At 49.1% G+C, this 25,317-nt stretch carries 22 protein-coding genes and 1 riboswitch; of the genes, 19 read left to right on the forward strand and 3 right to left on the reverse strand.

Annotated features, from left to right (window positions below; translation table 11 throughout):
* The first annotated feature begins 229 nt into the window (after positions 1–229).
* The 6 genes from sufC to AC1TPC_RS17205 all read left to right on the forward strand — a co-directional run bounded on the left by sufC (position 230) and on the right by AC1TPC_RS17205 (position 6,579).
* Entirely contained in the window at positions 230–1,009 is a 780-nt protein-coding gene (sufC, locus tag AC1TPC_RS17180; protein WP_482068036.1) for a Fe-S cluster assembly ATPase SufC, read from the forward strand.
* Between the two features lie 22 nt (positions 1,010–1,031).
* On the forward strand, positions 1,032–2,339 hold the full coding sequence (gene sufD / locus AC1TPC_RS17185; RefSeq protein WP_482068037.1) for a Fe-S cluster assembly protein SufD: 1,308 nt from the start codon (positions 1,032–1,034) through the stop codon (positions 2,337–2,339).
* Positions 2,336–3,562 carry a cysteine desulfurase gene (locus AC1TPC_RS17190; RefSeq protein ID WP_482068038.1) on the forward strand — a complete coding sequence of 409 codons (1,227 nt, stop codon included), beginning with the start codon at positions 2,336–2,338 and terminating at the stop codon, positions 3,560–3,562. The genes sufD and AC1TPC_RS17190 overlap by 4 nt, the downstream gene beginning before the upstream one ends.
* Positions 3,549–3,980 (forward strand): Fe-S cluster assembly sulfur transfer protein SufU, encoded by a 432-nt coding sequence (gene sufU, locus AC1TPC_RS17195; RefSeq protein ID WP_482068039.1) that lies wholly within the window; start codon positions 3,549–3,551, stop codon positions 3,978–3,980. Before AC1TPC_RS17190 ends, sufU begins: the two co-directional genes overlap by 14 nt.
* Positions 3,981–4,008: 28 nt before the next feature.
* Positions 4,009–5,406 (forward strand): Fe-S cluster assembly protein SufB, encoded by a 1,398-nt coding sequence (gene sufB / locus AC1TPC_RS17200; RefSeq protein WP_482068040.1) that lies wholly within the window; start codon positions 4,009–4,011, stop codon positions 5,404–5,406.
* A gap of 447 nt (positions 5,407–5,853) precedes the next feature.
* Positions 5,854–6,579, forward strand: coding sequence for a collagen-like protein (locus AC1TPC_RS17205; RefSeq protein ID WP_482068041.1), 726 nt, complete (start codon positions 5,854–5,856; stop codon positions 6,577–6,579).
* Positions 6,580–6,847: 268 nt separating this feature from the next.
* Here the strand turns inward: AC1TPC_RS17205 and AC1TPC_RS17210 are convergent, their stop codons facing one another.
* The 3 genes from AC1TPC_RS17210 to AC1TPC_RS17220 all read right to left on the reverse strand — a co-directional run bounded on the left by AC1TPC_RS17210 (position 6,848) and on the right by AC1TPC_RS17220 (position 9,866).
* Positions 6,848–7,903, reverse strand: a complete 1,056-nt coding sequence (locus tag AC1TPC_RS17210; RefSeq protein ID WP_482068042.1) for an HD-GYP domain-containing protein — start codon at positions 7,901–7,903, stop codon at positions 6,848–6,850.
* 91 nt (positions 7,904–7,994) lie between these two features.
* Positions 7,995–9,089 (reverse strand): ThiF family adenylyltransferase, encoded by a 1,095-nt coding sequence (locus AC1TPC_RS17215; RefSeq protein ID WP_482068043.1) that lies wholly within the window; start codon positions 9,087–9,089, stop codon positions 7,995–7,997.
* Positions 9,090–9,131: 42 nt separating this feature from the next.
* Positions 9,132–9,866 (reverse strand): molybdenum cofactor biosynthesis protein, encoded by a 735-nt coding sequence (locus AC1TPC_RS17220; RefSeq protein WP_482068044.1) that lies wholly within the window; start codon positions 9,864–9,866, stop codon positions 9,132–9,134.
* Between the two features lie 102 nt (positions 9,867–9,968).
* On the opposite strand from AC1TPC_RS17220, the gene moaA reads away from it, so the two are divergent.
* The 13 genes from moaA to AC1TPC_RS17285 all read left to right on the forward strand — a co-directional run bounded on the left by moaA (position 9,969) and on the right by AC1TPC_RS17285 (position 25,310).
* Positions 9,969–10,970, forward strand: a complete 1,002-nt coding sequence (gene moaA / locus AC1TPC_RS17225) for a GTP 3',8-cyclase MoaA (RefSeq protein WP_482068045.1) — start codon at positions 9,969–9,971, stop codon at positions 10,968–10,970.
* A gap of 9 nt (positions 10,971–10,979) precedes the next feature.
* Positions 10,980–11,447, forward strand: coding sequence for a hypothetical protein (locus AC1TPC_RS17230; protein ID WP_482068046.1), 468 nt, complete (start codon positions 10,980–10,982; stop codon positions 11,445–11,447).
* Positions 11,448–11,489: 42 nt separating this feature from the next.
* The gene (locus AC1TPC_RS17235) at positions 11,490–12,938 is read left to right on the forward strand and encodes a bifunctional metallophosphatase/5'-nucleotidase (RefSeq protein ID WP_482068047.1); all 1,449 of its coding nucleotides are present in this window, start codon (positions 11,490–11,492) and stop codon (positions 12,936–12,938) included.
* Between the two features lie 147 nt (positions 12,939–13,085).
* Entirely contained in the window at positions 13,086–14,204 is a 1,119-nt protein-coding gene (locus AC1TPC_RS17240; protein ID WP_482068048.1) for an HD-GYP domain-containing protein, read from the forward strand.
* A 133-nt stretch (positions 14,205–14,337) separates the two neighbouring features.
* Entirely contained in the window at positions 14,338–15,477 is a 1,140-nt protein-coding gene (gene yfkAB / locus AC1TPC_RS17245) for a radical SAM/CxCxxxxC motif protein YfkAB (RefSeq protein WP_482068049.1), read from the forward strand.
* 81 nt (positions 15,478–15,558) lie between these two features.
* Positions 15,559–16,590, forward strand: a complete 1,032-nt coding sequence (gene ytvI / locus AC1TPC_RS17250; RefSeq protein ID WP_482068050.1) for a sporulation integral membrane protein YtvI — start codon at positions 15,559–15,561, stop codon at positions 16,588–16,590.
* 84 nt (positions 16,591–16,674) lie between these two features.
* Positions 16,675–17,832: a glycosyltransferase family 4 protein gene (locus AC1TPC_RS17255; RefSeq protein ID WP_482068051.1), complete on the forward strand. Its 1,158-nt coding sequence runs from the start codon at positions 16,675–16,677 to the stop codon at positions 17,830–17,832.
* Positions 17,833–17,906: 74 nt separating this feature from the next.
* Positions 17,907–18,011, forward strand: a riboswitch (TPP riboswitch).
* Positions 18,012–18,346: 335 nt separating this feature from the next.
* Positions 18,347–20,110 carry a phosphomethylpyrimidine synthase ThiC gene (gene thiC, locus AC1TPC_RS17260; RefSeq protein WP_482068052.1) on the forward strand — a complete coding sequence of 588 codons (1,764 nt, stop codon included), beginning with the start codon at positions 18,347–18,349 and terminating at the stop codon, positions 20,108–20,110.
* Positions 20,103–21,173, forward strand: coding sequence for a ThiF family adenylyltransferase (locus AC1TPC_RS17265; RefSeq protein WP_482068053.1), 1,071 nt, complete (start codon positions 20,103–20,105; stop codon positions 21,171–21,173). Before thiC ends, AC1TPC_RS17265 begins: the two co-directional genes overlap by 8 nt.
* Positions 21,174–21,212: 39 nt before the next feature.
* Positions 21,213–22,079: a thiamine phosphate synthase gene (gene thiE / locus AC1TPC_RS17270; protein WP_482068054.1), complete on the forward strand. Its 867-nt coding sequence runs from the start codon at positions 21,213–21,215 to the stop codon at positions 22,077–22,079.
* Positions 22,080–22,086: 7 nt separating this feature from the next.
* Positions 22,087–22,911, forward strand: coding sequence for a thiazole synthase (locus tag AC1TPC_RS17275; protein ID WP_482068055.1), 825 nt, complete (start codon positions 22,087–22,089; stop codon positions 22,909–22,911).
* Complete coding sequence (gene thiO / locus AC1TPC_RS17280; RefSeq protein ID WP_482068056.1) at positions 22,911–24,059, forward strand: glycine oxidase ThiO; 1,149 nt, start codon at positions 22,911–22,913, stop codon at positions 24,057–24,059. Before AC1TPC_RS17275 ends, thiO begins: the two co-directional genes overlap by 1 nt.
* 210 nt (positions 24,060–24,269) lie before the next feature.
* Complete coding sequence (locus AC1TPC_RS17285) at positions 24,270–25,310, forward strand: FecCD family ABC transporter permease (protein WP_482068057.1); 1,041 nt, start codon at positions 24,270–24,272, stop codon at positions 25,308–25,310.
* Positions 25,311–25,317: the final 7 nt, after the last annotated feature.

Here is a 25,317-nt window from a genome sequence, read left to right on the forward strand (position 1 = left end):
TTATCCTCTTTTTGCTTTGAAATATAGGGAATACATACACGAATTTCAACCAATTTTCTCTTCTAAAAAGAGACATATTCAGCGAAACAGGGCATCTCGCATTGATTTATAACAAAAACTATATTAAAATGATTATTGAGAATCATTGAGAATCACTCTATATAGAAAGTGTAAATCTATGTAGACGTGGCAGAGCGAATTAAACCAACCTTGGAGGGATCAGCATATTATGGCAACGCATTTTGTCATCGAAGGCCTGAAAGCGGCTATCGACGGAAAAGAGATTTTAAAAGGAATTAACCTTGATATTAAAGGTGGAGAAATTCACGCGATCATGGGCCCTAACGGAACAGGTAAATCTACGCTGGCATCCGCCTTGATGGGACATCCTAAATATGAAGTAACAGAAGGCAAAGCTGTATTGAACGGTGAAGACATTCTTGAAATGGGCGTTGACGAGCGTGCCCTTGCTGGTTTGTTTCTAGCCATGCAATATCCAAGCGAGATTCCAGGCGTAACAAATTCCGACTTTTTGCGCAGCGCGCTGAATGCACGCCGCGGCGAAGGCAACGAAATTTCGCTGATCAAGTTTATTCGTCAAATGGAAAGCAAGATGAAGGAACTCGAAATGAACGCTGAGTTCGCTCACCGTTATTTGAATGAAGGCTTCTCCGGCGGCGAGAAAAAACGCAATGAAATTTTGCAAATGATGCTCCTTGATCCAAAAATCGTTGTTCTTGATGAGATCGATTCCGGTCTTGACATCGATGCGCTTCGTATCGTATCGCAAGGCGTAAACGCTATGCGTTCGGAAGATCGCGGCTTCCTTATCATTACTCACTATCAGCGTTTGCTTAACTATATTACACCGGATTTCGTACACGTTATGATGCAAGGCCGCATTGTTAAATCAGGTGGTCCTGAGCTTGCAGAGCGTTTGGAAAACGAAGGTTATGATTGGGTTAAAGAAGAACTTGGCATAGTAGATGAAACGGTCGGCCAGGCCTAAGCGAAAGAAGGGGGCATTACGAATGAGTACACAACTATCGACGCCTGCCAACCGTCAAGCTGCTGAAGCGCTGGCACGCAGCAAAGGCGAGCCGAATTGGCTCGTTGAACTACGTGGAGAAGCGGCTGAGCTAGCCGGAACACTCGGTTGGCCGAAGCCGGAGAAGGTTCGGATTGAACGTTGGAATTTAAACGCAGTCGGCACCTATGAGCAGCCAACATCAGTTGGCGCAATTAGCAACCTTCCAGAGGTTGTCCGTGAATTGATTACAGAAGGAACTGAAAATTTGCTTGTACAACGCAATTCCGGAACGGTATGGAATCAGTTCTCAAGCGAATATGCAAGCAAAGGCGTTATTTTCACCGATTTGGAGACGGCATGCAAGGAGCATGGCGATCTCGTTCAAAAATATTTGTTCCAAGCGGTTGCTAAGGACGAAGACAAGCTGACAGCACTGCATGCTGCACTATGGAACGGCGGCGTATTCATATACGTTCCGAAGAATGTTGAAGTAGAGCTTCCGCTTCAAGCTATTTTCTACAACGACAATGCTGAAGCGACGTTTGCTCCGCATATTCTCATTGTTGCAGATAATAATAGCCGAGTGACTTACGTGGATTGTGTTGTTTCCGAGCCAGGCGCAAGCAGCGCTCCGTTCGTACATCCATCCATCGTAGAAATATTCGTGAAGCCAGGCGCACACGTTCGTTTCAGCTCTATTCATCATATGGGCGAGACCGGCGTTGATATGTCGATCCGTCGTTCCATCATTGAAAACGACGGTCAAATGGAATGGATCATTGGCGATCTAAATGACGGCAACACGTTGTCGGATACGAAATCGATTCTGAAGGGCACTGGCTCTACTTCGGATGCGAAAGTTATAAGCGTCGGCAAAAACGCCCAGCAAAACAGCTTGACAACGCAAGCTGTTCACTTTGGCAAAAGCTCCGACAGCAACATGGTAACCCGCGCCGTAATGAAGGATTCCGCTTCAGCGATCATTAACGGCATTACAAAAATCGAGCATGGCGCAACGAAAGCGAACGGCGTGCAAACCGAGAAGGTTCTTATGCTTAGCCCGAAAGCGCGCGGCGACGCCAATCCGATTTTGCTTATTGATGAAGATGATGTAACTGCCGGTCATGCGGCAAGCGTAGGGCAAGTTAACCCGGAGCAGGTCTATTACCTGATGTCACGCGGTATATCTAAGCAGGACGCTGAACGATTGATTATTTATGGCTTTTTGGCTCCGGTCGTATCGGAAATTCCGGTCGAGGCGGTACGCGGGCAGCTTCAGCGTTTGCTCGAAAGGAAGCTAGAGGGATGAATATAAATGCGATTCGGGAGCAGTTCCCGATATTGCATCAAGAAATAAACGGGCACCCGCTCGTTTATCTAGACAGCGCGGCATCTTCGCAGAAGCCGCGCTCCGTCATTGATGCGGTTAAACGGTACTATGAGCTGGATAACGCGAACGTTCATCGCGGTGTGCATACACTTGGTTCCAGGGCGACTGATGCCTATGAGGGAGCGCGTGAGAAGGTAGCGAAATTGCTGAACGCGGGAGCGCCTGAGCAAATCATCTTTACACGCGGAACGACGACGGGTCTGAACTTGGTTGCTTCCAGCTACGCACGCTCGGTGTGCAAAGAAGGCGATGAGATTGTTATCACGCCAATGGAGCATCATAGTAACTTGATTCCTTGGCAGCAAGCGGCTAAAGCGACTGGCGCAACGTTGAATTATATTCCAATGCAGCCTGACGGTACGATCTCGCTTGAGGATGTAGAGAAAACGATCACGCCGCAAACGAAGGTGGTCTCGGTCACTTACGTATCGAACGTGCTTGGCCTTATTAATCCGATCAAGGAAATTACGCAAATCGCTCACCGCAATGGTGCAATTATGGTTGTTGACGGTGCGCAAAGCACACCGCATATGAAGATTGACCTGCAGGATTTGGACGTCGATTTTTATGCGTTTTCCGGACATAAAATGTGTGGTCCTACGGGCATCGGCGCATTGTATGGCAAGAAATCGCTTCTTAACAACATGGAGCCGATTGAGTATGGCGGCGAAATGATCGATTTTGTAGATCTATATGAATCCACGTGGAAAGAGATTCCTTATCGCTTCGAAGGCGGTACTCCCATTATTGCGGGTGCTGTCGGCCTAGGAGCAGCAATCGACTTTTTGCAAGAAATCGGACTGGATGAAATCGATCAGCATGAGAGACGTTTGGCAACGTATGCTTACGAGAAGCTGTCGTCGCTTGATGGAATAACCTTGTACGGGCCTAAAGAAAATCGTGTCGGACTCGTAACCTTTAATTTGGAGGATGTACATCCGCATGACGTTGCAACCGTTCTGGATTCCAAAGGTATCGCGGTGCGCGCAGGCCATCATTGCTGCCAGCCGCTTATGCGATGGCTGAATGTATCGGCAACGGCAAGAGCTAGCTTTTATCTATATAATACGGAAAATGACATTGACCGCTTAGCCGATGCATTACTACAAACGAAGGAGTTCTTCGGTCATGCAATTGGATGATTTATATCGCAGAGTAATTATGGATCATTATAAAAACCCTAGAAATCGCGGTACGATGAATGAAGAATCGGTTACGATCAACCTGAACAACCCAACCTGCGGCGATCGCATTTCGCTACAGCTTCAAGTTGTAGACGGCAAAGTAGCTGATGCGAAATATAGCGGCGAAGGCTGTTCGATCAGCATGAGCTCTGCATCGATGATGACAGAGGCGGTAAAAGGGAAATCATTTGACGAGGCGCTCGCTATGGCTGAGAAATTTTCGGCACTTATGAAAGGCGAACCGGTTGAATTTGATGAATATGAGGAATTGGATGCACTTTCAGGAGTGAATAAGTTTCCTGCACGTATCAAATGCGCGACACTTGCATGGAATGCCTTGCGCAAAGGGATCGAACAGCAGCAAGAATCACATTAATCTAGATTTATGAGGAGCGTGAATGACCATGGCTAAATCAATGCCGGAAATGGAAGATTATAAGTATGGTTTCCGTGACGAGCACAAAGCCGTATTCGAATCAGGCAAAGGATTAACGGAAGAAATCGTTCGTACGATTTCCGAAATTAAAAACGAGCCGCAGTGGATGCTTGATTTCCGCTTGAAATCATTGGAGCAGTTTTTCAAAATGCCTATGCCTAAATGGGGCGGCAACATGGATGAGCTTGATTTTGACGACATCCAATATTATGTTCGTGCTTCCGACAAGCAAGGCAAGACTTGGGAGGAAGTTCCTTCCGAGATCAAAGAAACGTTCGACAAGCTGGGTATTCCAGAAGCTGAGCAAAAGTTTCTTGCCGGCGTATCGGCTCAATATGAGTCCGAGGTCGTTTACCACAGCATGCAAGAGGATCTAGAGAAGCAGGGCGTTATTTTTACGGATACCGATACAGCGCTTCGCGAGTATCCTGATCTGTTGAAAGAATATTTCGGAACGATTATTCCTCCGAATGATAATAAATTCGCAGCGCTAAACAGTGCGGTATGGTCGGGCGGCAGCTTTATCTATGTGCCAAAAGGCGTAAAATGTGAAATTCCATTGCAAGCCTACTTCCGTATCAACTCCGAGAACATGGGTCAATTCGAGCGTACGCTCATCATTGCTGATGAAGACAGCTCGGTTCACTATGTTGAAGGCTGTACGGCTCCGGTATACAGCACGAACTCGCTGCACAGCGCAGTCGTTGAAATTTTGGTTAAGAAAAATGCCCGCGTTCGTTACACGACGATTCAAAACTGGGCACCGAACATTTATAACCTCGTTACAAAACGTGCAGTAGCTGATGAGAACGCAACGATGGAATGGGTAGATGGAAACATCGGCTCCAAGCTGACGATGAAGTACCCAGCAGTTGTTCTACGCGGTCGTGGCGCAAAAGGCATGGTATTGTCGATTGCCGTTGCCGGCAAAGGTCAGCATCAGGATGCAGGCGCTAAAATGACTCACCTTGCACCAGACACGAGCTCGACGATTATTTCGAAGTCGATTAGTAAACACGGCGGTAAAGTAACGTATCGCGGTCTTGCATCGTTCGGACGCAACTCTGACGGCGCGAAAGCGAACATCAAATGTGATACGCTCATCCTTGATAATGAATCGACTTCAGATACGATTCCTTACAACGAGATTTTGAACGACAACATCACGCTTGAGCATGAAGCAACCGTATCGAAGGTTTCCGAGGATCAATTATTCTACCTCATGAGCCGTGGTTTAAGCGAAGCGGAAGCAACGCAAATGATCGTAATGGGCTTCATCGAGCCGTTCACGAAAGAGCTGCCGATGGAATACGCGGTAGAGATGAACCGTTTGATCAAGTTCGAAATGGAAGGTTCTATCGGTTAATAAAAACGTAGATGTATCAAGGGCTAAACGGGATCGAGAAATCGCATGATACCGTCTAGCCCTTTTTTGCGTCTGAATTTTGCCCGGGTAAAATATGTAGTTTCATAGCAAAACTTCCTTTAATTTACATATTTTAAAAACGCTGTAAAGCCCAACTAATCCTAAGATTTTTATCTCGGGTTCTTTTTTATTCAAGTATTGCATGGCAAAGACGAAAGAATGAAAAGGTACATTACATAAATTTTGAGCTCAATCTATTATTCTATGAAAATTTTTAAAAATAGATTAGGTGAATTTTCTAAGAGTCTAGAAAATCTATACGATTGTCCCTCCGCAATCACCCTATTTTTGAAAAATGGATAGTAGTCTACTAGGTTGCTAGGTAAACGTCCTTCCAATAATATGCATCTCTACGTAGGATATTTCAAATCCCAAGGAGGTGTTGTTTTGAACTGTTCAGGAAATAAATTTAGAAAAAAATGTCATAAAAAAGTTGTTGTTGTGTGTAAACCGAAGAGACATGCAAAGAAAAACATTATTGTGAAAAAGAAAATAGTGAAGGTAAACTGTCCAAGACCAATCGTTAGAGTCACCCCTGTAGCAGGGCCTCAAGGTCCACAAGGAGATCAAGGAGCACAAGGCGTACAAGGCGTACAAGGAATTCAAGGGCTTGGCGGTCCAGCGGGTCCACAAGGAGCAACGGGTCCTCAAGGTCCTGCTGGAGGAATATCCAACTTTGCTTTCCTATGCAGTACTTCAGCACAGGCTGTTGCAGCGGCACCTGTTCCAGGCGGGCAAGGAGGGGCTGTAACTTTTACAGATTCACTTATTAATGCTACAGCTATTACGTTTGCTCCTCCTTCAAGTATTATTATTAACGAGACTGGAACTTACAATATTAGCTGGGAAGTATTCCCAACACCTGGTAATAGTGCATATGGTTTGTTCTTTGATCCAGCAGGTGCGGCACCAGCTGCATTGGTTCTTTGCAGCAATTATGGCTCAAATGCAGGTAACAACCCTTACCAAGGTCAAGTTGTCACTCAATTATCCGCAGGCGGTGTTTTAACTTTAAATCGAATCGATAACATGGGTGCTCAAACATTACAAAATGCTATTGGTGGAGGTACGCCGACTGTAAGTGCTTCTATAGTCATTGAAAAATTAGTTTAGATTACAAAGTAATTCGATATTGATTTACACGGTTTTAACTCTATTAAAGTAGTCATAGCTCTATTAATAAGACAATGAAACAAGAACATTAAGCGGCGATCGCTTCTCGTATACTACTGGGAGAGGTCGCCTATTTATTTCTTCACCGTTTCTGATAGATAGGATCATCATAAAATGAACACATATTGTTTCTCGGTTAAGCACGCTGAAAAAAGAAAGACCCACAACTGCGTATAACTCAGAGTTGAGGGTTTTTTTGTGATGCTGCTTATAGATGCACTTGCTGTATTTCGTATTCACGCTCAATTGACATGTCAATGAATTGATCGTCAACTTGAATGAGCGGGCGGAAAAATTCGGTTGGGTGGGTCATGACAATAATACCGATCTCACCGCTTACCAGCTCAACACGCTTGCCGATGAAATTAGGCATCATGTGCTTGATGAACGTATGTGTCGTTAAAGGATCAAGCTCGTTGAAGCTCAGACGGTACAGTTCCTTGAGTACGAACAACAAGTCGCGTTTCTGCTGATAGACACGCTGAGAGATCATAGCACTGTAAATATCGACAACAGATATGATTTTGGATACAGGATGGATCTCGTCGCCGCTTAAGCCGTGAGGGTATCCAGAGCTGTCATTTCGTTCATGATGCTGCAGCGCGCCAATCGCTATGTATGGCTCGTTGATGGAACTGGAAATAATATCATGACCGTAGATCGTATGCTTTTTCACTGCCTCGTATTCTTCATCAGTTAGTCGACCAGGTTTATTTAAGATGACTTCTGGGATACGGCATTTACCAATATCGTGAAGGAAGCCTGCTTTGCCGATTTGAATGGATTCTTCATTAGAATAACCGATCCAAGTGGCTAAGTAGTAGGAGAGCATGCCTACCTGCACGGAATGCTGGTAAGTGTAGTCGTCCTTGGTGTTGAGCAGCAGAAGCATAGATACAACATCACGTTCTAATTGAAGATTTTCGAGTAAAGGATCAAGCATGGACGATACTTCTTCCTCGTCGATTTTACCTTGATTCAGTGCTTTCGCGAACAGTCCTTCAAAGTTTTTGACAGCGTTTTCGTACATTGGCTGCATGGTAGGCAGCCATCTTGGATTCACTGTAGATTCTAGCGTACGGGGCGAGGCTTCTTCGCTGGCTCTATTCTCGATATTGACATATTCAATTTGATGTTGAAATAATCTTGATATTTCTTGCTCCGTTACGGTAGTTCCTTTGGAGAGTACATGAAGTCCATAGTTGTTAAATGTATCATTGCTTAATCGGTCTCCATTGATTAATTCTGTTACATGAACTCTCATCAAGACACCTCGATTAATTGTAGTAACTAATGTACCTACAATAGTAGCAATGAATGAATGGATTGGCAATATGAGGATTTTAAGTTTGAGACTAAATACCTAATATTTCCGCATAAATTGATCTTGCTTTTATCGAATCATCGGTACCTTGAACGATAGCACGGCCATCGCTGAATAGGACAAAAGTCAAAGTATCCGAAAGAGCAATGCGCAGTAAGAAACGATTTCTCGTCACGGTGCCAATTGGCATCATCCTGATGGATAGCTCATCCAAATTAAGCGCGGCGGTTTGATTAGGTGTAATTTGCACGGAATGGCGGCCGCAAAGGGATGCTGCCGCTTGTTCAGAGAAATGCGCATCGAGAAATTCGAATTGCTTCTCACCGCAGCAAAGACAATCACTGCGCTTCGCATTGGCAACCGATACAGGCATCCAAGCATGGTTCCAAAGATCGACCTGAAATAGCGTTCGATGCAGCGATTTCCTGTTTCCAGAGAGCAGCTTGATCGCCTCAGTTGCTTGTACGGATCCAATAATATCTACGATCGGCGATATGACGCCAGCGGTTTCGCATGTGTCGGTCGTACCAGGCGGGGGCGGGTCATTAAACAGGCAACGATAGCAGGGCGAATCCGACTCATTTGGGAGAATTGTCATCGTCATGCCCGACGCGCCGACAGCTCCGCCGTAAATCCAGGCAATGCTATTTTTCACACTATAATCATTAATAAGATATCTTACGGAAAAGTTGTCGCTGCCGTCAATAATGACATCAACATCTTCAAGCAATTTCTCGGCATTTACTGCTGTCAAATCGGCTACGACGGGCTCAACCGTAACGGAGCTGTTAATCGCTCGCAAATGTGCGGCGGCAGCCTCCGCTTTGGGGAGAAGAGCGAGCACGTCCTGCTCCGTATAAAGCATCTGTCTTTGCAGATTGCTCCATTCAATAATGTCCCGGTCTACAATTCGAACGTATCCGACGCCGGATCTTACGAGATGCTGAGCGATGACGGAGCCAAGTGCTCCCATTCCAACAACAGCTGCGCGACTGCCTGCAAGCTGCTGCTGTCCTTGTTCTCCAACTGGCGTGAACCGGATTTGCCTTGCATAGCGAGCAGCGCTTGAAGAAGCTGATGCTGGGGAGACTGTTGTTTCCTGGCCTTCTTTATTTGGTTGGTTCATCTCAATTAATCTCCTTAAGAGCTTCATGAAGTCATAATTACGTTAAAAATCGGATAACTGTTCAGTAGGGTTCCAAGGTCCGAGCTGATGACCCTTCCACTCGGAGCCGTCCTCCCAAATCTCTTTTTTCCATATAGGCACGATCTGTTTTAGACGTTCAATGGCATATCTGCTCGCCTCATAGCAGCTATCTCGATGTGGTGACGATACCGCGATAACGACGCTGGTCTCCGCTAAACCGACTACTCCAATGCGGTGGCTGATCGCACACAGAGCGCCTTGCCAGCGCTCAGCGATTTCATCGCCGATTTGCTGCATGGTCGCAACGGCCATTGGAGCGTAGGCCTCATATTCCAGCCTGACTGTACGCTGACCATGCGTCCATTCGCGCGTTGTTCCAACGAAAGCGATGGCAGCGCCGTGCTCAGGCACAATAACTTTAGCAAGCACATCATCTGTGCTAATGACTCCGGAAGTTACGACAAATCGCGGAGCAGCATCTCGGACAGGCTTCTGCTGCTCCTCACCGCCGGAGACTGGGGGAAGCAGAGCAAGCTCATCCGATGCATGCAGAATCGTATCCTCGGATGCGTAGGCATGGTTTCGGGCAATAAACGAAATATGAATTAATGCTTTATGATCTGCAAATTCAGCAGAAATAGCAGCTTTCAGCTCGGCTGCACTCATCCGATCGACACCGGATTGCAGCGTTATGGACGGGACTCCGAGACGCTCGGGAAGACCGGCAAATAGTTTGATTGACCAACAATATTTCATGGTATAAAACCTCTCATCATTTAGGCTCAAAGCTGTTTATAGAATATCATAAATCAAAAAAAAATGTTATGCTGATACGTAGACAGAAAGGAAGTGAGATTCATGCCGACATTGACGGATCGTTTTGGACGGGTACACGATTATTTGCGGATTTCAGTAACCGATCGATGTAATTTGCGATGCTTGTATTGCATGCCTGAGGAAGGAATGGAATTCACGGATTCTGAAAATCTGTTATCCTACGATCAAATTGTAGAGGTGGTCGAAGCCGGTGCGGCGCTTGGCATTACAAAGCTGCGCATTACGGGCGGAGAACCTCTGATTCGCCCTGGTTTGGACGGTTTGATTAGCCGATTATCTGCCATTTCCGGCATTCGTGATATTGCATTAACGACCAATGCTATTTTTCTAGCCAAGCAAGCAGAAGCGCTTCGAGCAGCAGGCTTGAATCGCGTTAATATAAGTTTGGATACGTTAGATCCTGCTAGATTTCGCTTTATTGCGAGACGTGGAGAATTAAAACGAGTGATGGAGGGAATCGAAGCAGCTGCAGCAGCAGGATTCGATCCAATCAAGCTGAACTGCGTGCTTCTAAAGGAAGTCAACGAAGACGAAATTGCCGCATTTCTTAAGCTTGCCTACGAGCAGCCGATGCATGTCAGATTTATAGAATATATGCCGATTGGTCATGCCGATGAAAATTGGAAAAAGCATTATTTGCCGCTTTCCCGCGTACTGGAAGTAGCGGAGCAAGAGGGTTATGCGATTAGCCGCGGGCCTAATGTGCACGGCAACGGACCTTCCGACGACTGGCAAATGGAGGGCGGACGAGGTTCATTCGGACTCATTCACCCGATAAGCGATCATTTCTGCAGCAACTGCAATCGGCTGCGCTTAACGGCTGACGGTTCAATTAAGCCATGCCTTTATTGGGTGGATGAATTGAATGTGAAGCATGCCTTCGGCCATCCTGAAGAAATGCAGCGCTTGCTGCTTAGAGCGATGGATATCAAGCCGGAAAATCATGAGATGGCGGCAAAGCTGGCGGATGGCGTTCTATCTCACATGCCAACGGAGAGGCGCATGTCGCAAATAGGGGGCTGAAGAATACCGATGCAAGAGATCATAATCGAGCATTTTGAGCTGGGCTTGTCTATGACAAGCCCAGCCGAGATGGCTAAAGTTGCAGGAGCAAGCTTTTCAATAGCGGATAGAGTGCCAGAGACGGCAGGAGAAGCGTTTGATTGGCATAGCTGGTATTCGGGGTGGCTCCGGCATGCTGGCGGTGCTGGGGCAGCAATCAAGCCCACTCATTTGATTGTTGAGGCTGCGGATACTTTTGAAGCTAAGATCCCTTGGGAGCAGCTTGATCAAGCCGCTGTATTATTTCAGCTAGACGGCGAGCCGTTGAAGAAGACAGGGCCTATTCGTCTTTATGTGCCTAACGGAAGCAGCAAATGCTTAAATGTGAAAAGTATTGTCAAGCTTAAGATAGAGAATCATACAGGAATTGAACAAGAACAAGCGACTTATGGATTTAAGCATACATTTTCTGCTGATGAATTGCGTAAGAACAGATAAAGCGACTTTGCGGCGCTTAGACGAAGCAATGAGGAGGCGTGCATGAATTTGACAGACAACTTTCATACACGGGTAGTGCTCCTTCATAGCAATGATATACATAGCCGTCTGGAGCATGCCGCCAAAATAGCTTCCTTCATCGCGGAGGAGCGGCGGACCTACGGTAGCGATAAAGTGTTAACCGTCGACTGTGGCGATCATATGGATCGGATGCGGATAGAAACGGAAGGCAGCGATGGAATCGTAAATGTAGAACTGTTGAATGATGCAGGCTATGAAGTCATTACTCTTGGCAATAATGAAGGACTTACTTATTCCTTTCAAACGATAGCAGACGCATACGTTAATCGCGCGAATTTTGCAGTCGTGTGTGCCAATATGCGCGATTCGGCAACTGGCGAGCGACCTGATTGGCTGCTTCCGAGCACGATCATTGATAAAAATGGACTGCGGATCGGGATCATAGGCGTGACTGCAGCTTACAATGATTTTTATTCGCTGCTTGGCTGGCATGTATCAGATCCCTTTGAAGAGTTGAAGGCGCAGGCTCTCAAGCTGAGAGAGCATGTTGATGTTTTGGTCGTGATGTCTCATCTTGGTATAACCTCGGATCGTCTAATAGCGGAGAAGCAGCTGGGTATCGATCTCATTTTGGGAGCGCATACCCATCATTTATTAGAGGAACCGATTGTCATCGGCGACACGACCATTTGCGCAGCCGGCAAGTTCGGGGAGTACATCGGACGGGTAGAAATCGGGTTCGACTCGGTATCTGCCCGTCCTCAGTTCCGCGCTGCGTGCGTGCCTACGTCCGCTTTTGAGGAGCATCCAGATGCTTCCGCCATCATTAGCAGCTATCGCAATTCGGGCCAGCAGCGACTGAGCCGGGTGGTCGCACACCTTGCAGAACCGCTGCCTGCCAGAATTGACCGGGAATCGCCGCTCACCAACCTGCTAGCCGCTGGCTTGCGGCGCTGGGCGGATGCCGAGATTGGCATCGTCAATGCGGGTCAATTGCTTGGCGGCCTCGCGCATGGAGACGTGACAGCAGGCGAATTGCATGCTCTCTGCCCGTCGCCGATCAATCCATGCAAAATGACGATCGCAGGAGCAGACATAAGGACAGCGCTGGAGCAATCGCTCCTGCCTGAATTTATACACAAGCCAATCAAAGGCTATGGCTTTCGCGGCGAAGTGCTTGGCATGCTTGCCATTGCTGGCTTGACCGTCACTTATGATTCAACAAGGCCTCCGATGAACAGGCTCATCCAAGCAGCTGTAAACGGGGCTCCGCTTGAAGATGAACGGATTTATACGCTTGGCACGATTGATATGTTCAGCTTTAAGGCAGGTTATGTGTCATTGGCCAACGCCATTCAATCCACCTTTTATTTGCCTGAATTTATTCGAGACGTCATTGCCGAACAGCTTCAAGATTTTTCCGCTATTGCCGAATGCCGTCAAATGCGGTGGAATGATGTAACGAAATAGTAAATTCATTGTCTTTTTCGACAAAATTTGTCGAAAAAATAGTATAAAATGGTTGCGGTTTTCTCGTTTTTCTCGTACATTAACATTACGAACGGCTTTTTCCGATGTAATAGTTAGCATATTTTTTTATGGGGAAGGACCGAGAAAATGCGTTTGTTGCCAATTGCGAAATGCAGGCCAGGTATGAAGCTTGCCAAAAAAATATTTTCTCAGGAGGGTCTCGTCCTTCTTGGCGAAAACATAGAGTTGTCTGATCGTCTAATTTCCCGCTTGGAGCAATGCGGGATTCAATATGTGTATATTTCAGATCCGAGAACGGAAGATATTGTACTGCCTTCCTTAATCAGCGAGGAAACGTTAAAGTCCTCTCTCAAAGAAATTCGCACAAGTTTCCGTGAGATGATGGATCGCCCGAAGCGGAAGAAGGGCGTCACCTATCCTTACATCGCCCAGCCATTCAAGCAAATGATGAGTATGATCATCGATGATCTATCTAGCCACCAGGACGCCATGATCATGCTGATGGACATGAGCTCCGTCGATCATTATTTGTATCAGCATTCCTTGAATGTTTGCGTCTATACGACGCTGCTAGGCATGTCGAACGGATACTCGAAGGATGAGCTTACGACGCTTGGCATGGGCGCGCTTCTGCATGATATCGGCAAAACACAAATTGCGATCGATGTACTAAGAAAGCCCGGATCCCTCTCGAAAGAGGAGTTCGAGGCGATGAAGCAGCATGCCAAAATCGGTTACGAGCTATTGAAGGATGAGCCTAACCTTCCGCTGCTGGTAGCCCACTGTGCTTTCCAGCATCATGAGCGGATTGACGGAAGCGGTTATCCGCGCGGAATCAAGGGCAATGAGATTCATGATTATGCAAAGTGGATCGGACTTGTTGATTCGTACGATGCGATGACAACAAACCGGGTCTATAGCTCGCCAATGCTTCCCCATGATGCGATTGAGCGGTTGTACGCGGGAACGGGAACACTCTATGAGCAAAAAATGGTTCAGCTGTTCCGTGATAAGGTCGCTATTTATCCAATCGGGATAACGGTTAAGCTGCAATCGGGCGTATCGGGTATTGTCGCGGATCTTAATCACTCTTATCCGCATAGGCCGATTGTTCGCATCTTGTATAATGAAGCTGGGGAAGAGCTTGCAAGCCCGTATGAAGTTGATTTGTCGAAGCAGCTGACGATGATGATCGTAAGCGTGAATGATGACTCTACTGATGTACAGCATGCCTCTGGTATTTAAATGATTTTGAGCATGGGGAGCCGAGGGCTCCTTTTTTCTTCTTTTTCTTCGTTTTATTTGCTTCCTTCGCAACCTCGCATTACAATAAAGCAAGAATGTTTCATTCCAGATAATAAGTCAGGTGCTGAAGAAAATGAATACAATAGATTTGCAACAAACGAGTAGACCGCTATCCGCATTATCGCCAATGAATGATCCGTGGGATCCCATTCGTTCGCTGCAGCAATATGGAAGACATCGTTTGACAAGCGTGGAAATGACCGTTTCGAACCTCTGCAATATGCGGTGCGAGCATTGCGCCGTTGGTGATACACTCGTAATATCCGAACCCGCCAAGCTGCCGCTTAAGCAGATGCTGGACCGACTGGACGAAGTGGAGCATTTAGAGACGATCAGCATTACAGGCGGTGAGCCCTCCTTCTCTGATCGAACGGTACGCGACTATATGGTACCGCTGCTTCAATATGCCCGAAGCCGCGGCATTCGCTCTCAAATCAACTCGAATGTAACGCTTCCTTATAGCCGTTATGAGCAGCTTGCCCCTTATCTCGACGTTATGCACATTTCATTTAACTATACGTCTCCGGAAGATTTTCACCAAATCGGATTTGCTAAAGCAGGGCATCATGTGTCGCTAGAGGCGGCAACCAAGCTTTACGCAAGAATGATCGACAATACGCGTCGTCTCAGCGAGACCGGCGTACTCGTTTCTGCGGAATCGATGATCAATTACAGAACATATGACAAAATCGACGAAATCCATAAGCTGATCGTGGAAATGGGCTGTCAGCGGCATGAGGTTCATCCGATGTATCCAAGCTCCTTCGCGAAGGATTTGCCGGTGCTTACTCGCGGGCAAATGCTGGAGGCTATCGATAGGCTGCTGAAGGCGAGAGACAAATCGATCTGGATGCTGTTCGGAACGCTGCCATTCTACCAATGCAGCGACAACCCTCTCGAGCGCAAGCTGCTGAGAAGATTAACGGAAGAGCCGAATGTGACGATTCGCAACGATCCGGACGGCCGCAATCGGTTAAACGTCAATTTGTTTTCAGGCGATGTATTCGTAACAGATTTCTCCGACGTTCCTGCTTTTGGCAACATTGGCACCTCGAAGCTGGAGGATTTATTCGATAAATGGCTCGGTCATTCACTTGCTCAAAGCGTAAATTGCCATTGTCCCGCTGCAGCATGCTGCGGACCGAATTTACTCGTTAAGGATATGTACTATAAGGCTGTTGATTTCCATGAGCGCGGCGCGGTAATCGACTAGCGTGCAGGAGAGCCATTTATTCAGGCTAGGCTTAATAGAGAATTAATACGCATATAGAATAAGAGAGAGGAGGAGAAGCTGTTGTCGATCAAGACAATCATATTTATCGGGTTAGGATTGCTGCTGCTCTACTTGTTTTTTACAGTTGGAGCGCCGTTCTTGCTCGCGCTTGTTGTAGCTATTTTTCTAGAGCCGCTTAATCAGATGTTTATGAATAAGTTTCGAATGAATCGGCTAGTGGCGGCTACGATATCAAGCAGCTTGTTCACAATTATTCTCATAGGCTTAATCGCGCTGCTTGGCGTCAAAGTTGTAGCTGAGCTTATCGCTTTCTTCAAAAAAGTGCCGAACTATTTTGAAAATGCGAATGAAATGGTTGACGATCTTATGGTGCAGGTGCAATCGCTATATCAAAATTTTCCGCCCGATGCGATTGAAACGCTGGAAAACTGGCTAATGGGATTAACGAGCACGCTGACCAAAATGGTAGGCACCTTGTCTAATTCCGTTATTGCGTTCGCTTCCAGCATTCCTGGCATGTTTATCTTCTTTATCGTTTTCTTGGTGGCGGTATATATGATGAGCTTCAGTCTGAATACGATGAAGGCGACCGTCCTGTCATTGTTTGAAGAGAAGTCGCAGCCGCAAGTAAATGATTTGCTTAACAATCTCAAAAAGTCGATTTTCGGCTTTCTGCGCTCGCAGTTTATTTTGAGTGCTCTTACATACATTATTTCGTTGCTCGGCTTGCTGGTGCTTAATGTGAAGTATCCGCTGGCGATCGCATTGCTTATCATCATCGTTGATATTATGCCGATTCTTGGAACAGGCTCAGTGCTTGTCCCTTGGGGAAGTTATTTGTTGCTTACCGGCAATATGTATGTGGGTGTCGGGCTTATCGTGCTCTTCCTCGTTATTACAGTGTTCCGCCGCATCGTGGAGCCGAAAATTCTTAGCGATTCCGTCGGAATCGGGGCGTTGTCCGCGCTCATTAGCTTATATGTGGGCTTCAAGCTGGTTGGCGTAATCGGCGTATTTATTGGACCCTTAGTCGTTATTATATACATGGCGGCACGCAAGGCAGGATTATTCCAAATGAAGTTCAAGCTTTAGGCTGTGTAGGGGCCGTGTCAAAAACATTTCTAGGAGCGTATGATACTGCAAAATAAGCAGATCATGTAGGAGGCATCCGAAGAGATGGCACCAATTAAAGTAGCGATTGTCACCCCAGGCTCGTTTCCAATTCCGTCACAAGGAAGCAGCTCGGTTGAGCGGGTGGTTGAGAAATTCGCCCCATTGCTGATGCCTTATGCAGAGCCGCGTATTTATGGAAAATTAAGCAAAAAGCTGCCCCGTCAGGGACATTTTAAAGGTGTTGTTTGTGAACGGTTTCCAGCCGGCAGCAAGCAGCGATATATTCATGATGTTGGGCGCGCGGTGCAGCGGTTTTCTCCTCATGTCATTGACGTGGAGAACCGTCCGCAATATGTGCTGACCATGAAGCAAATGAATCCAGGCAAACGAGTCTGGCTTTATTTGCATTCCTCCACTTTTATTTCCCCGAATCATATCTCACCTGCCAAGCTGCACCAATGCTTGCAGGCTGCTGATAAAATCATTGTGAATAGCGAGTTTATTAGGCGAATCGTCGTGTCCAAAGTGCCCGAGGTCTCATCTAAGATGCGAGTCATTTACCCAGGGGTCGATACGGTACGCTTTCCATCACAGTATTCCGCTGAAGGCGCTGCAAAAAGGGAGAGCTTGCGCAAAAAAAGAGGTCTGACCGGTAAAAAAGTGGTGCTGTTTATGGGAAGGCTCATTCCGCTTAAAGGCGTACACCATTTGCTGAAAATTGTCCCGCAGCTTGTGAAGAGCCATCCCGAGCTTGTTGTCGTCATCGTCGGCAGTCCGTTTTATGGCTCGCATCGCAAAACTGCGTATGCGCGGATGCTTGAAAGACTCGGGCGCAAATGTCCAGGCCATGTTCGGTTCGTGCCTTATGTGCCGCATACCGAGGTGCCGGGCTGGATGCTGGTAGCGGATGTAGCGGTCGTTCCATCCGGGCAGAGGGAAGCATTCGGGCTCGTCAATGTGGAGGCGATGTCCTGCGGCGTTCCAGTCATAGCTACGCGTGCCGGCGGAATGAAGGAGATTATCCGAAGCGGCGAGACCGGCTATCTAGTCAATCAAGCGCGCGTTGAAACGGAGCTGAGGGAAAAGCTGCATCTGCTGCTGCGGGATAAGCAGCTGCGGCAGAAGCTGGGCAAGCGCAGCAGAGAGCGAGTCGAGCAGACCTTCACATGGCGGCACACGGCAGATCGCTGGGTGAAGCTGATGAAGGAAAGCGGCATGTAGTTGGTCCAATTTTGCATGTGGATGTTAAATATAGGGTTGACACCCTTCTTCGCATAACGTTATAGTCTAACAAGGATATCCACTAGGGGCGCCGTCATGGCTGAGATAAAGCATAATGCTTTGGTCCCTTTGAACCTGATCTGGGTTATGCCAGCGTAGGAAAGTGGGATTGTGCGTTTATGCAACTGCGCGTGAAAGCTCTGCCGAATCCAGCTGGAACGCCAGCTGGAAGGAATGACTTTCAAAGCTGCATCAAGCCGGAGGAAATCTTCGTTTGATGTTGCGCGCATGACGACACACTTCGACCGCTCCCTCGCTGGAGCGGTTTTTTTGATGTTGAACGGGCTGCGCCAAGTCTCGCTGAGCGAGCGTGCAGCCGGTTCATTCACGCTCCAGCGAATGCCGTGCACGTAGCGATTATACGTGGGTGGGTTAGCGGTGCGTTAAACTTTCCTATATGCTCGCGTATGCCTCCAGGAGGAATTCTACATATTCCATTAGGAGGTTTTTTGTTATGGCGATTATGACAACGCCCCTTCCGGGCAGCCGTAAAGTGTATGTTACCGGCTCGAAAGAAAGCATCCGCGTGCCGATGAGAGAAATTGCTTTGGAGGCAAGCTCAAGCAGAAATGGCGAGGAGCTGCCGAACGAGCCGATACGCGTCTACGATGCAAGCGGCCCTTATACCGATGAGAGCTTAGAAACAGATGTAAGGCGCGGCTTGCCGACCTTTCGCAGCGAATGGATTCACGAGCTCGGCGACGTGGAGCATTATGACGGTCGTGAAATAAAGCCGGAGGACAACGGATTCTTGACGGAGGATAAGGAAAAACAGCGGGGGGCAGAGCGGTTTCCCGGCCTAGTGAGACAGCCGCTGCGTGCGAAAGCCGGTCAGAATGTTACGCAGCTGCATTACGCCCGCAAGGGCATCATTACTTCGGAGATGGAATATATCGCAATTCGCGAGGGAATGGACGCAGAGTTTGTTCGCAGCGAGATCGCAGCAGGGCGCGCCATCATCCCGGCGAACATCAATCATCCGGAGAGCGAGCCGATGATCATTGGACGGCATTTTCACGTGAAGATCAATGCGAATATCGGCAATTCCGCGGTTGCTTCCTCGATTGAGGAGGAAGTGGAGAAGATGACATGGGCAACCCGCTGGGGAGCCGATACGATTATGGATTTGTCTACGGGCAAAAACATACATACGACGCGGGAATGGATCGTCCGCAATTCGCCGGTTCCGGTTGGAACGGTGCCGATCTATCAAGCGCTGGAGAAAGTAAACGGCAAAGCGGAGGATCTTAGCTGGGAAGTATTTCGCGATACGCTAATCGAGCAAGCGGAGCAGGGCGTCGATTATTTTACGATTCATGCGGGCGTGCTGCTGCGTTACATTCCGCTCACCGCTAAGCGCGTTACAGGCATCGTCTCGCGGGGCGGGTCGATTATGGCAGCTTGGTGCCTCGCACACCATAAGGAAAACTTCCTGTATACGCATTTTGAAGAGATTTGCGAAATTATGAAAGCCTATGACGTGTCATTCTCGCTCGGGGATGGGCTTAGACCAGGCTCGATCGCCGACGCAAACGATGCCGCGCAATTTGCCGAGCTGGATACGCTGGGCGAGCTGACGAAAATCGCTTGGAAGCATGACGTGCAGGTGATGATCGAAGGTCCCGGCCATGTGCCGATGCATCTGATCAAAGAAAATATGGATCGCCAAATAGAGGTTTGCGATGAAGCGCCGTTCTATACGCTTGGCCCGCTAACGACCGATATTGCACCTGGTTATGACCATATTACGTCAGCAATCGGAGCTGCAATGATCGGCTGGTTCGGTACAGCCATGCTGTGCTACGTAACGCCGAAGGAGCATCTGGGGCTTCCGAATAAAGAGGATGTGAAGGAAGGCGTTATTACGTATAAAATCGCGGCTCACGCAGCCGATCTGGCGAAGGGGCATCCGAGAGCAAAGCTGCGCGACGACGCCTTGTCCAAGGCGCGGTTCGAATTTCGCTGGCGTGATCAGTTCCATCTCTCGCTTGACCCCGAGCGCGCGATGGCGTACCACGACGAGACGCTTCCGGCGGATGCGGCCAAATCCGCTCATTTCTGTTCGATGTGCGGCCCTAAATTTTGCAGCATGAGAATTACTCAGGACATTAGGGAGTACGCCGCGCAAAACGGGATGGAAACGACTGAAGCGATTGAAGCGGGAATGAAGGAGAAGTCGGAAGCGTTCAAGGCGGCAGGGAGCATGATTTATGGCTAATGGTACCGAGCCGGTTTTTTTCGACCGATATTCGAGGCAAACCAGATTTGCGGCAATCGGCGAGGATGGTCAGCGCAAGCTGGCCAAGTCGTCGGTTCTCATTGTCGGCGTCGGCGCGCTTGGCGCGTCGCTTGCGCAGCATATGGTTCGGGCGGGGGTAGGCGAGGTTAGACTGGTCGATCGGGATTTCGTCGAGCCCAGCAATCTGCAGCGGCAAATGCTGTTCGATGAAGCGGACGCTCTTGCGGTTATGCCCAAGGCAGTTGCCGCAGCCAATAAGCTGCGGCAAATCAACAGCAGCGTGAGCCTCGTTGCCACTGTGGCGGATGTGAACGCAGCGAAAGCAGCTGTGCTGGCAAGCGGCGTCCATCTTGTGCTTGATGGAACAGACAATGCTGCGACAAGGCTTCTGCTTAGCGAACTATGCTTCAAGCAGCGCATTCCATTTGTATATGGCGGCGTAGCAGGAGCGCAAGGAATGCAGGCAACGCTCATTCCGGGTGCAACCTCATGCTTGCGCTGCTTGATTGGCGCCGAGGATTCGGAAAATGAGGCAGATACCTGCGATACGGTTGGCGTGCTGGCGCCAGCCGTAGAATTTGTAGCTTCTTTGCAAGCGGCCGAAGCGATCAAATGGCTCACGGGCAATCAAGGAGCCATACGCCAAACCTGGCTAAGCGTCGATTTATGGTCGTTCCGGCTCCGGGAATCGCTGCTGCCAGCCGGAAGCGCCTGCTGTCCATATTGCGGCAATGAAGAAGGGTCGGCAAGGGCTGCTAAGCCAATGTTGGAAAAGGACATACAAGATGAGGTTGTCATCAGCTCTACCGTGCTATGCGGGAGAGACACGGTACAGGTGACGTTAGGCAAGCCGCTCCAACTGGCTGCATTAGAGAAGTCGTTAGGGGTGCAGGGCTGTAAGCTGACGGTTAATCGCTATTTAGTAAAGGCAGTGCTCCCATGCGGCGAGCAGCTCATTCTCTTTCCGGATGGACGGGTGCTCGTGCAAGGAACGGCGGATGCTGAGCATGCCATTAGGCTTTGCAAAGCTTATTTGATATAAAAAGAAATGATTCTGACGATAGAGAGGCGTGCATGATTAATGAGTAGACCAAAATGGCGCGATTTTCGGCTATACGCCATTACGGCGGAAAGCAATCATCCCGGAAAATCCGTCGCAGATGTCATGGAGCAGGCATTGATTGGCGGGGCGCAGATCATACAGCTTCGCAATAAGACGGGAACAAGGGAAGAAGTGCTGGAGCAAGCCAAGGCGCTGCGTCAATTAACGCGAAAATATAATGTTCCTTTCATTATCAACGATTACCCGGATATCGTTCTGGAAACGGATGCTGACGGCGTCCATCTAGGGCAAGAGGATATGCCTATTGCGGAGGCGAGAGCATTGCTCGGACCGAATCGGATCATCGGCATTTCGACGCATAGCCTGCAGCAGGCATTGGCGGCCGAGCAAAGCGGAGCTGATTATATTGGCGTGGGACCTGTGTTTCCAACCGATACGAAGCCAGGCCGCGCCGCTGTCACCACTAGCTATGTAACAGAAGCAGCTCGGCACATCACGATTCCATTTGTTGCGATTGGCGGCATTACGTTAGGCAATGTGGATATCGTGCTCGCTGCTGGAGCAAAGCGGATATGTGCCGTCTCCGCTATCGTAGGCCATACAGATCCGGCAAGCGTATGCCGCGCCTTCTTGGAGAGACTGGATGCGGCTGGCTGTGAGCTGGCTTCTGAACATAATTTTGCGCAAAAGACGTTGATCATCAATGGACGCAAGGAGCAGACGAGCGCCAAAACGGTCGAGGAGCTGGTAGCTGAGCTGGGACAGCAAAACAAGAAGCTTGTCATAGAGCTGAATGGTGTGATCGTACAACGCGCGCTCTGGGCAGAAACCGAGCTGCAAGGCGGCGCTTCTATAGAGCTTGTACACTTTATCGGAGGGGGGTGAGCCAAAGTTGGGTGAATGGATTGAGAATGATCCGCTAGTTATTGGCGGTTATACGCTGCGGTCGCGCTTTCTGTTCGGAACGGGGCGGTTTCCTAGTCCCGCTGTGCTTCAGCAGGCGCTTGAAGCGTCGGGCTCGGAAGTCATTACATTCGCAGTAAGACGGGTCAATCTTGAGAGCGTAGAGGATGATTCGGTGCTGCAGCACTTCGAGGACAGGGCGCTTAAATATTTGCCAAATACATCGGGTGCAAGAACGGCAGAGGAGGCTGTACGGATTGCGAGATTGGCACGTGAGGCCGGTCTTGGAAATTGGATCAAGGTAGAAATCAGCGGCGACCACCGCACGCTGCTGCCTGATCCGGTAGAAACGCTGCGAGCTACGGAGCAGCTTGCAAGCGAAGGCTTTATCGTACTGCCTTACACCTCAGATGATCCTATTCTATGCCGAAGGCTGGAACAGGCAGGAGCTTCGGCAATTATGCCTGGCGGCTCTCCAATAGGAACCGGACTAGGGCTGCTCAATCCTTACAATTTGGGTCTTATTGCCGAGCAGTCAAGCGTCCCCGTCATTATTGATGCGGGCATCGGCTCCGCAAAGGACGCGGCGGAAGCGATGGAGCTGGGCGCGGACGGCATATTGGCCAATACGCCAATCGCCAAGGCGCAGGACCCGGTCATGATGGCTCGCGCATTCCGGTTAGCGATTGAAGCAGGCCGTCTAGCGAGGCTTGCCGGCCGCATTCCGAAGAAACGCTACGCGTCAGCAAGCAGCGAGTGGGCGGGCTCCTTGTTTGAGACAGCGGCCAGCCTCGGCAGCGGAGGCGAGCAGTAATGCCGCAATCCGTTATGATACTCGGCGGCGGCATCATCGGTTTGTCCTGTGCGTTTGAAGCAGCAAGGAGAGGAATGCATGTAACGCTTATTGAGCCAAGCGAGCTGGGCGGTCAAGCATCGGGTGCGGCTGCGGGCATGCTTGCCCCCTATTCGGAAAATACGGAGCAGCCGGATGAATTCTTTCACTTGTGCTTAAACAGTCTTCGCTGCTATCCGGAGTGGATTAAGGCAGTCGAGGAGCTGTCAGGCATGCCTGTAGAATGGGTCCAAAGCGGAAGCATTAACGTGTTTATGCACGAAGCGGATGCGCTTCCTATTGCGTCAAGATTGCAGTGGCAAAATGATTGGGGCGCAAAAGCCCAGCTTCTCGATGCAGCGCAGCTTCGGAAGCTGGAGCCTATGGTGTCGCATTCGGCGGTTGCCGGCGTATTTACGCCGCAAGAGAGCCACGTTTACGCACCGAAGCTGGTCTCGGCGCTTGCGGCGGCGTGCCGCAAGCTGGGAGTTGCCATTCATGCGCATGCAGGCGAGATTGAAGAAGTGCTTGTTCACCCTAGCGGAGGGGTTACTGTTCGGGCTCAAGGTTTAGCGAGTCTTGTTCACGCCGATCGGCTAGTCGTGTGCGCGGGAGCTTGGTCTGGCGCTTATGAGCGGTGGTTCGGTCTCAGCATTCCGGTTCATCCGATACGCGGTCAAATTTGCTCCTACGAGCATCAGGCTGACGATGTGCGCCATATGGTGTTCGCAAGTCAGGCTTATTGGGTCGGCAAACGAAATGCACGGCTCGTATGCGGCGCATCCGAGGATGTCGCCGGCTTTGCGACAAGCGTGACCGAGCGGGGAATTGGACGCTTGATTCGCAGCAGCAACCAGCTGTTTCCTTTTCTTGAAGGCAGGAAGATCGCGCATAGCTGGGCAGGTCTCCGCCCAGCAACCCGAGACGGGCTGCCGCTTCTTGGTCAGATAGAAGGAACGCCGGCAGTTATTATGGCAATCGGCCATTATCGCAATGGCATATTGCTGAGTCCAATTACGGCGCTCGTCGTAGCGGATTTGCTGGAAGAAAAGCAGGCGAGGCTGCCCATCAGCCGATTTGCTCCACATCGTTTTACGGTTCCTGCAAGAGCGGGAAGAGTCCGTGCCTGACGCATCATCCCACCGATCCGCTATGAATTGACTTAATTAACTCATTGAAAAGTGCTAAATAATCTGCTATATTGAAAACGAGAATCGTTATCAATATAGCGGGTTTTTTTTATGCCCAAAAACTTACTTTTGATAAAGAGGCTACCTGCGAGCGATGCTTGCGAGCCATTATGTTCAATCAAAGTATACATATAGAAGGGTAGTTAGAGCATGTCTTCTTCATTAAATGCGAAAGCGGCGGCAAGCACAAAGCTGCGCACGCGGCCGCTGGCGGCCACTATTATTTTGTTTGGGGGCATTGCTGCTCTCATCCTGTCACTCGCTTTATCCATTTCGGTTGGAGCGGCGGATATCAGCCTATCCACCGTATGGCAAGCTGTATTTCACTTTAATGGGGACGAGATACAGCATCAGATTATTAAAGAGCTCCGTATGCCGCGTGCGCTGGCGGCGGCCCTCGTAGGTGCTGCTTTTGCTGTCGCAGGCTCGGTGATGCAGGGGATGACCCGCAACCCGCTGGCGGATTCAAGCTTGCTCGGCATCAATGCTGGGGCAGGCTTCATGCTGGCGATTTGCTTCGCTTTTTTTCCATCGGTATCGTACTTAGCGCTTATGTTTGTTTGCTTTGCCGGCGCTGCTGTCTCGATGGGACTTGTTTATGGGATCAGTTCACTGGCGAAGGGCGGACTAACGCCAGTTAGACTTACGTTAGCAGGAGCGGCTGTAGGCGCCTTGCTGCTTGCGATTACGGAAGGCATCGCACTCTACTTTAAAATCGGTCAAGATTTGGCGTTTTGGTACGCTGGCGGAGTAGCCGGAATAAAATGGGTGCAGATTCAAATCATTTCCCCATGGGTGATCGGCGGCTTGCTTGGCGCTATCGCTTTATCCCGCTCAATCACGTTGTTGAGCTTGGGTGATGATGTTGCTGCGGGTCTTGGCCAAAGAACAGGCTGGGTGAAGGCAGGAGGCGTTATTATCGTCTTGCTGCTCGCCGGCACTGCTGTGTCTGCAGTTGGGTCAATCGGCTTTGTCGGACTTATTATTCCACATATATCACGCTTCCTTGTCGGCGTGGATTACAGATGGATTATTCCGTGCTCGGCTGTTCTAGGCAGTCTGCTCATGGTTCTTGCGGATATTGGCGGGCGTTTGGTTAATCCTCCCCAGGAAGTGGCGATAGGCATCATTATCGCGTTAATAGGCGTTCCTTTCTTCCTTTATCTCGTAACTAGGATGAAGGGGGAATAAAGGTGGA

Source organism: Paenibacillus sp. Y280, assembly GCF_056786335.1.

Bases quoted from the DNA above. Each gene is read 5' to 3' on its own strand.
- sufD (WP_482068037.1), top strand. From the start codon at position 1,032: ATGAGTACACAACTATCGACGCCTGCCAACCGTCAAGCTGCTGAAGCG.
- AC1TPC_RS17210 (WP_482068042.1), bottom strand. From the start codon at position 7,903: ATGAGAGTTCATGTAACAGAATTAATCAATGGAGACCGATTAAGCAAT.
- AC1TPC_RS17265 (WP_482068053.1), top strand. From the start codon at position 20,103: ATGGCTAATGGTACCGAGCCGGTTTTTTTCGACCGATATTCGAGGCAA.
- sufU (WP_482068039.1), top strand. From the start codon at position 3,549: ATGCAATTGGATGATTTATATCGCAGAGTAATTATGGATCATTATAAA.
- thiC (WP_482068052.1), top strand. From the start codon at position 18,347: ATGGCGATTATGACAACGCCCCTTCCGGGCAGCCGTAAAGTGTATGTT.
- sufC (WP_482068036.1), top strand. From the start codon at position 230: ATGGCAACGCATTTTGTCATCGAAGGCCTGAAAGCGGCTATCGACGGA.
- moaA (WP_482068045.1), top strand. From the start codon at position 9,969: ATGCCGACATTGACGGATCGTTTTGGACGGGTACACGATTATTTGCGG.
- thiE (WP_482068054.1), top strand. From the start codon at position 21,213: ATGAGTAGACCAAAATGGCGCGATTTTCGGCTATACGCCATTACGGCG.
- thiO (WP_482068056.1), top strand. From the start codon at position 22,911: ATGCCGCAATCCGTTATGATACTCGGCGGCGGCATCATCGGTTTGTCC.
- AC1TPC_RS17285 (WP_482068057.1), top strand. From the start codon at position 24,270: ATGTCTTCTTCATTAAATGCGAAAGCGGCGGCAAGCACAAAGCTGCGC.
- yfkAB (WP_482068049.1), top strand. From the start codon at position 14,338: ATGAATACAATAGATTTGCAACAAACGAGTAGACCGCTATCCGCATTA.
- AC1TPC_RS17240 (WP_482068048.1), top strand. From the start codon at position 13,086: ATGCGTTTGTTGCCAATTGCGAAATGCAGGCCAGGTATGAAGCTTGCC.
- AC1TPC_RS17220 (WP_482068044.1), bottom strand. From the start codon at position 9,866: ATGAAATATTGTTGGTCAATCAAACTATTTGCCGGTCTTCCCGAGCGT.
- AC1TPC_RS17190 (WP_482068038.1), top strand. From the start codon at position 2,336: ATGAATATAAATGCGATTCGGGAGCAGTTCCCGATATTGCATCAAGAA.
- AC1TPC_RS17215 (WP_482068043.1), bottom strand. From the start codon at position 9,089: ATGAACCAACCAAATAAAGAAGGCCAGGAAACAACAGTCTCCCCAGCA.
- sufB (WP_482068040.1), top strand. From the start codon at position 4,009: ATGGCTAAATCAATGCCGGAAATGGAAGATTATAAGTATGGTTTCCGT.
- AC1TPC_RS17230 (WP_482068046.1), top strand. From the start codon at position 10,980: ATGCAAGAGATCATAATCGAGCATTTTGAGCTGGGCTTGTCTATGACA.
- AC1TPC_RS17255 (WP_482068051.1), top strand. From the start codon at position 16,675: ATGGCACCAATTAAAGTAGCGATTGTCACCCCAGGCTCGTTTCCAATT.
- AC1TPC_RS17235 (WP_482068047.1), top strand. From the start codon at position 11,490: ATGAATTTGACAGACAACTTTCATACACGGGTAGTGCTCCTTCATAGC.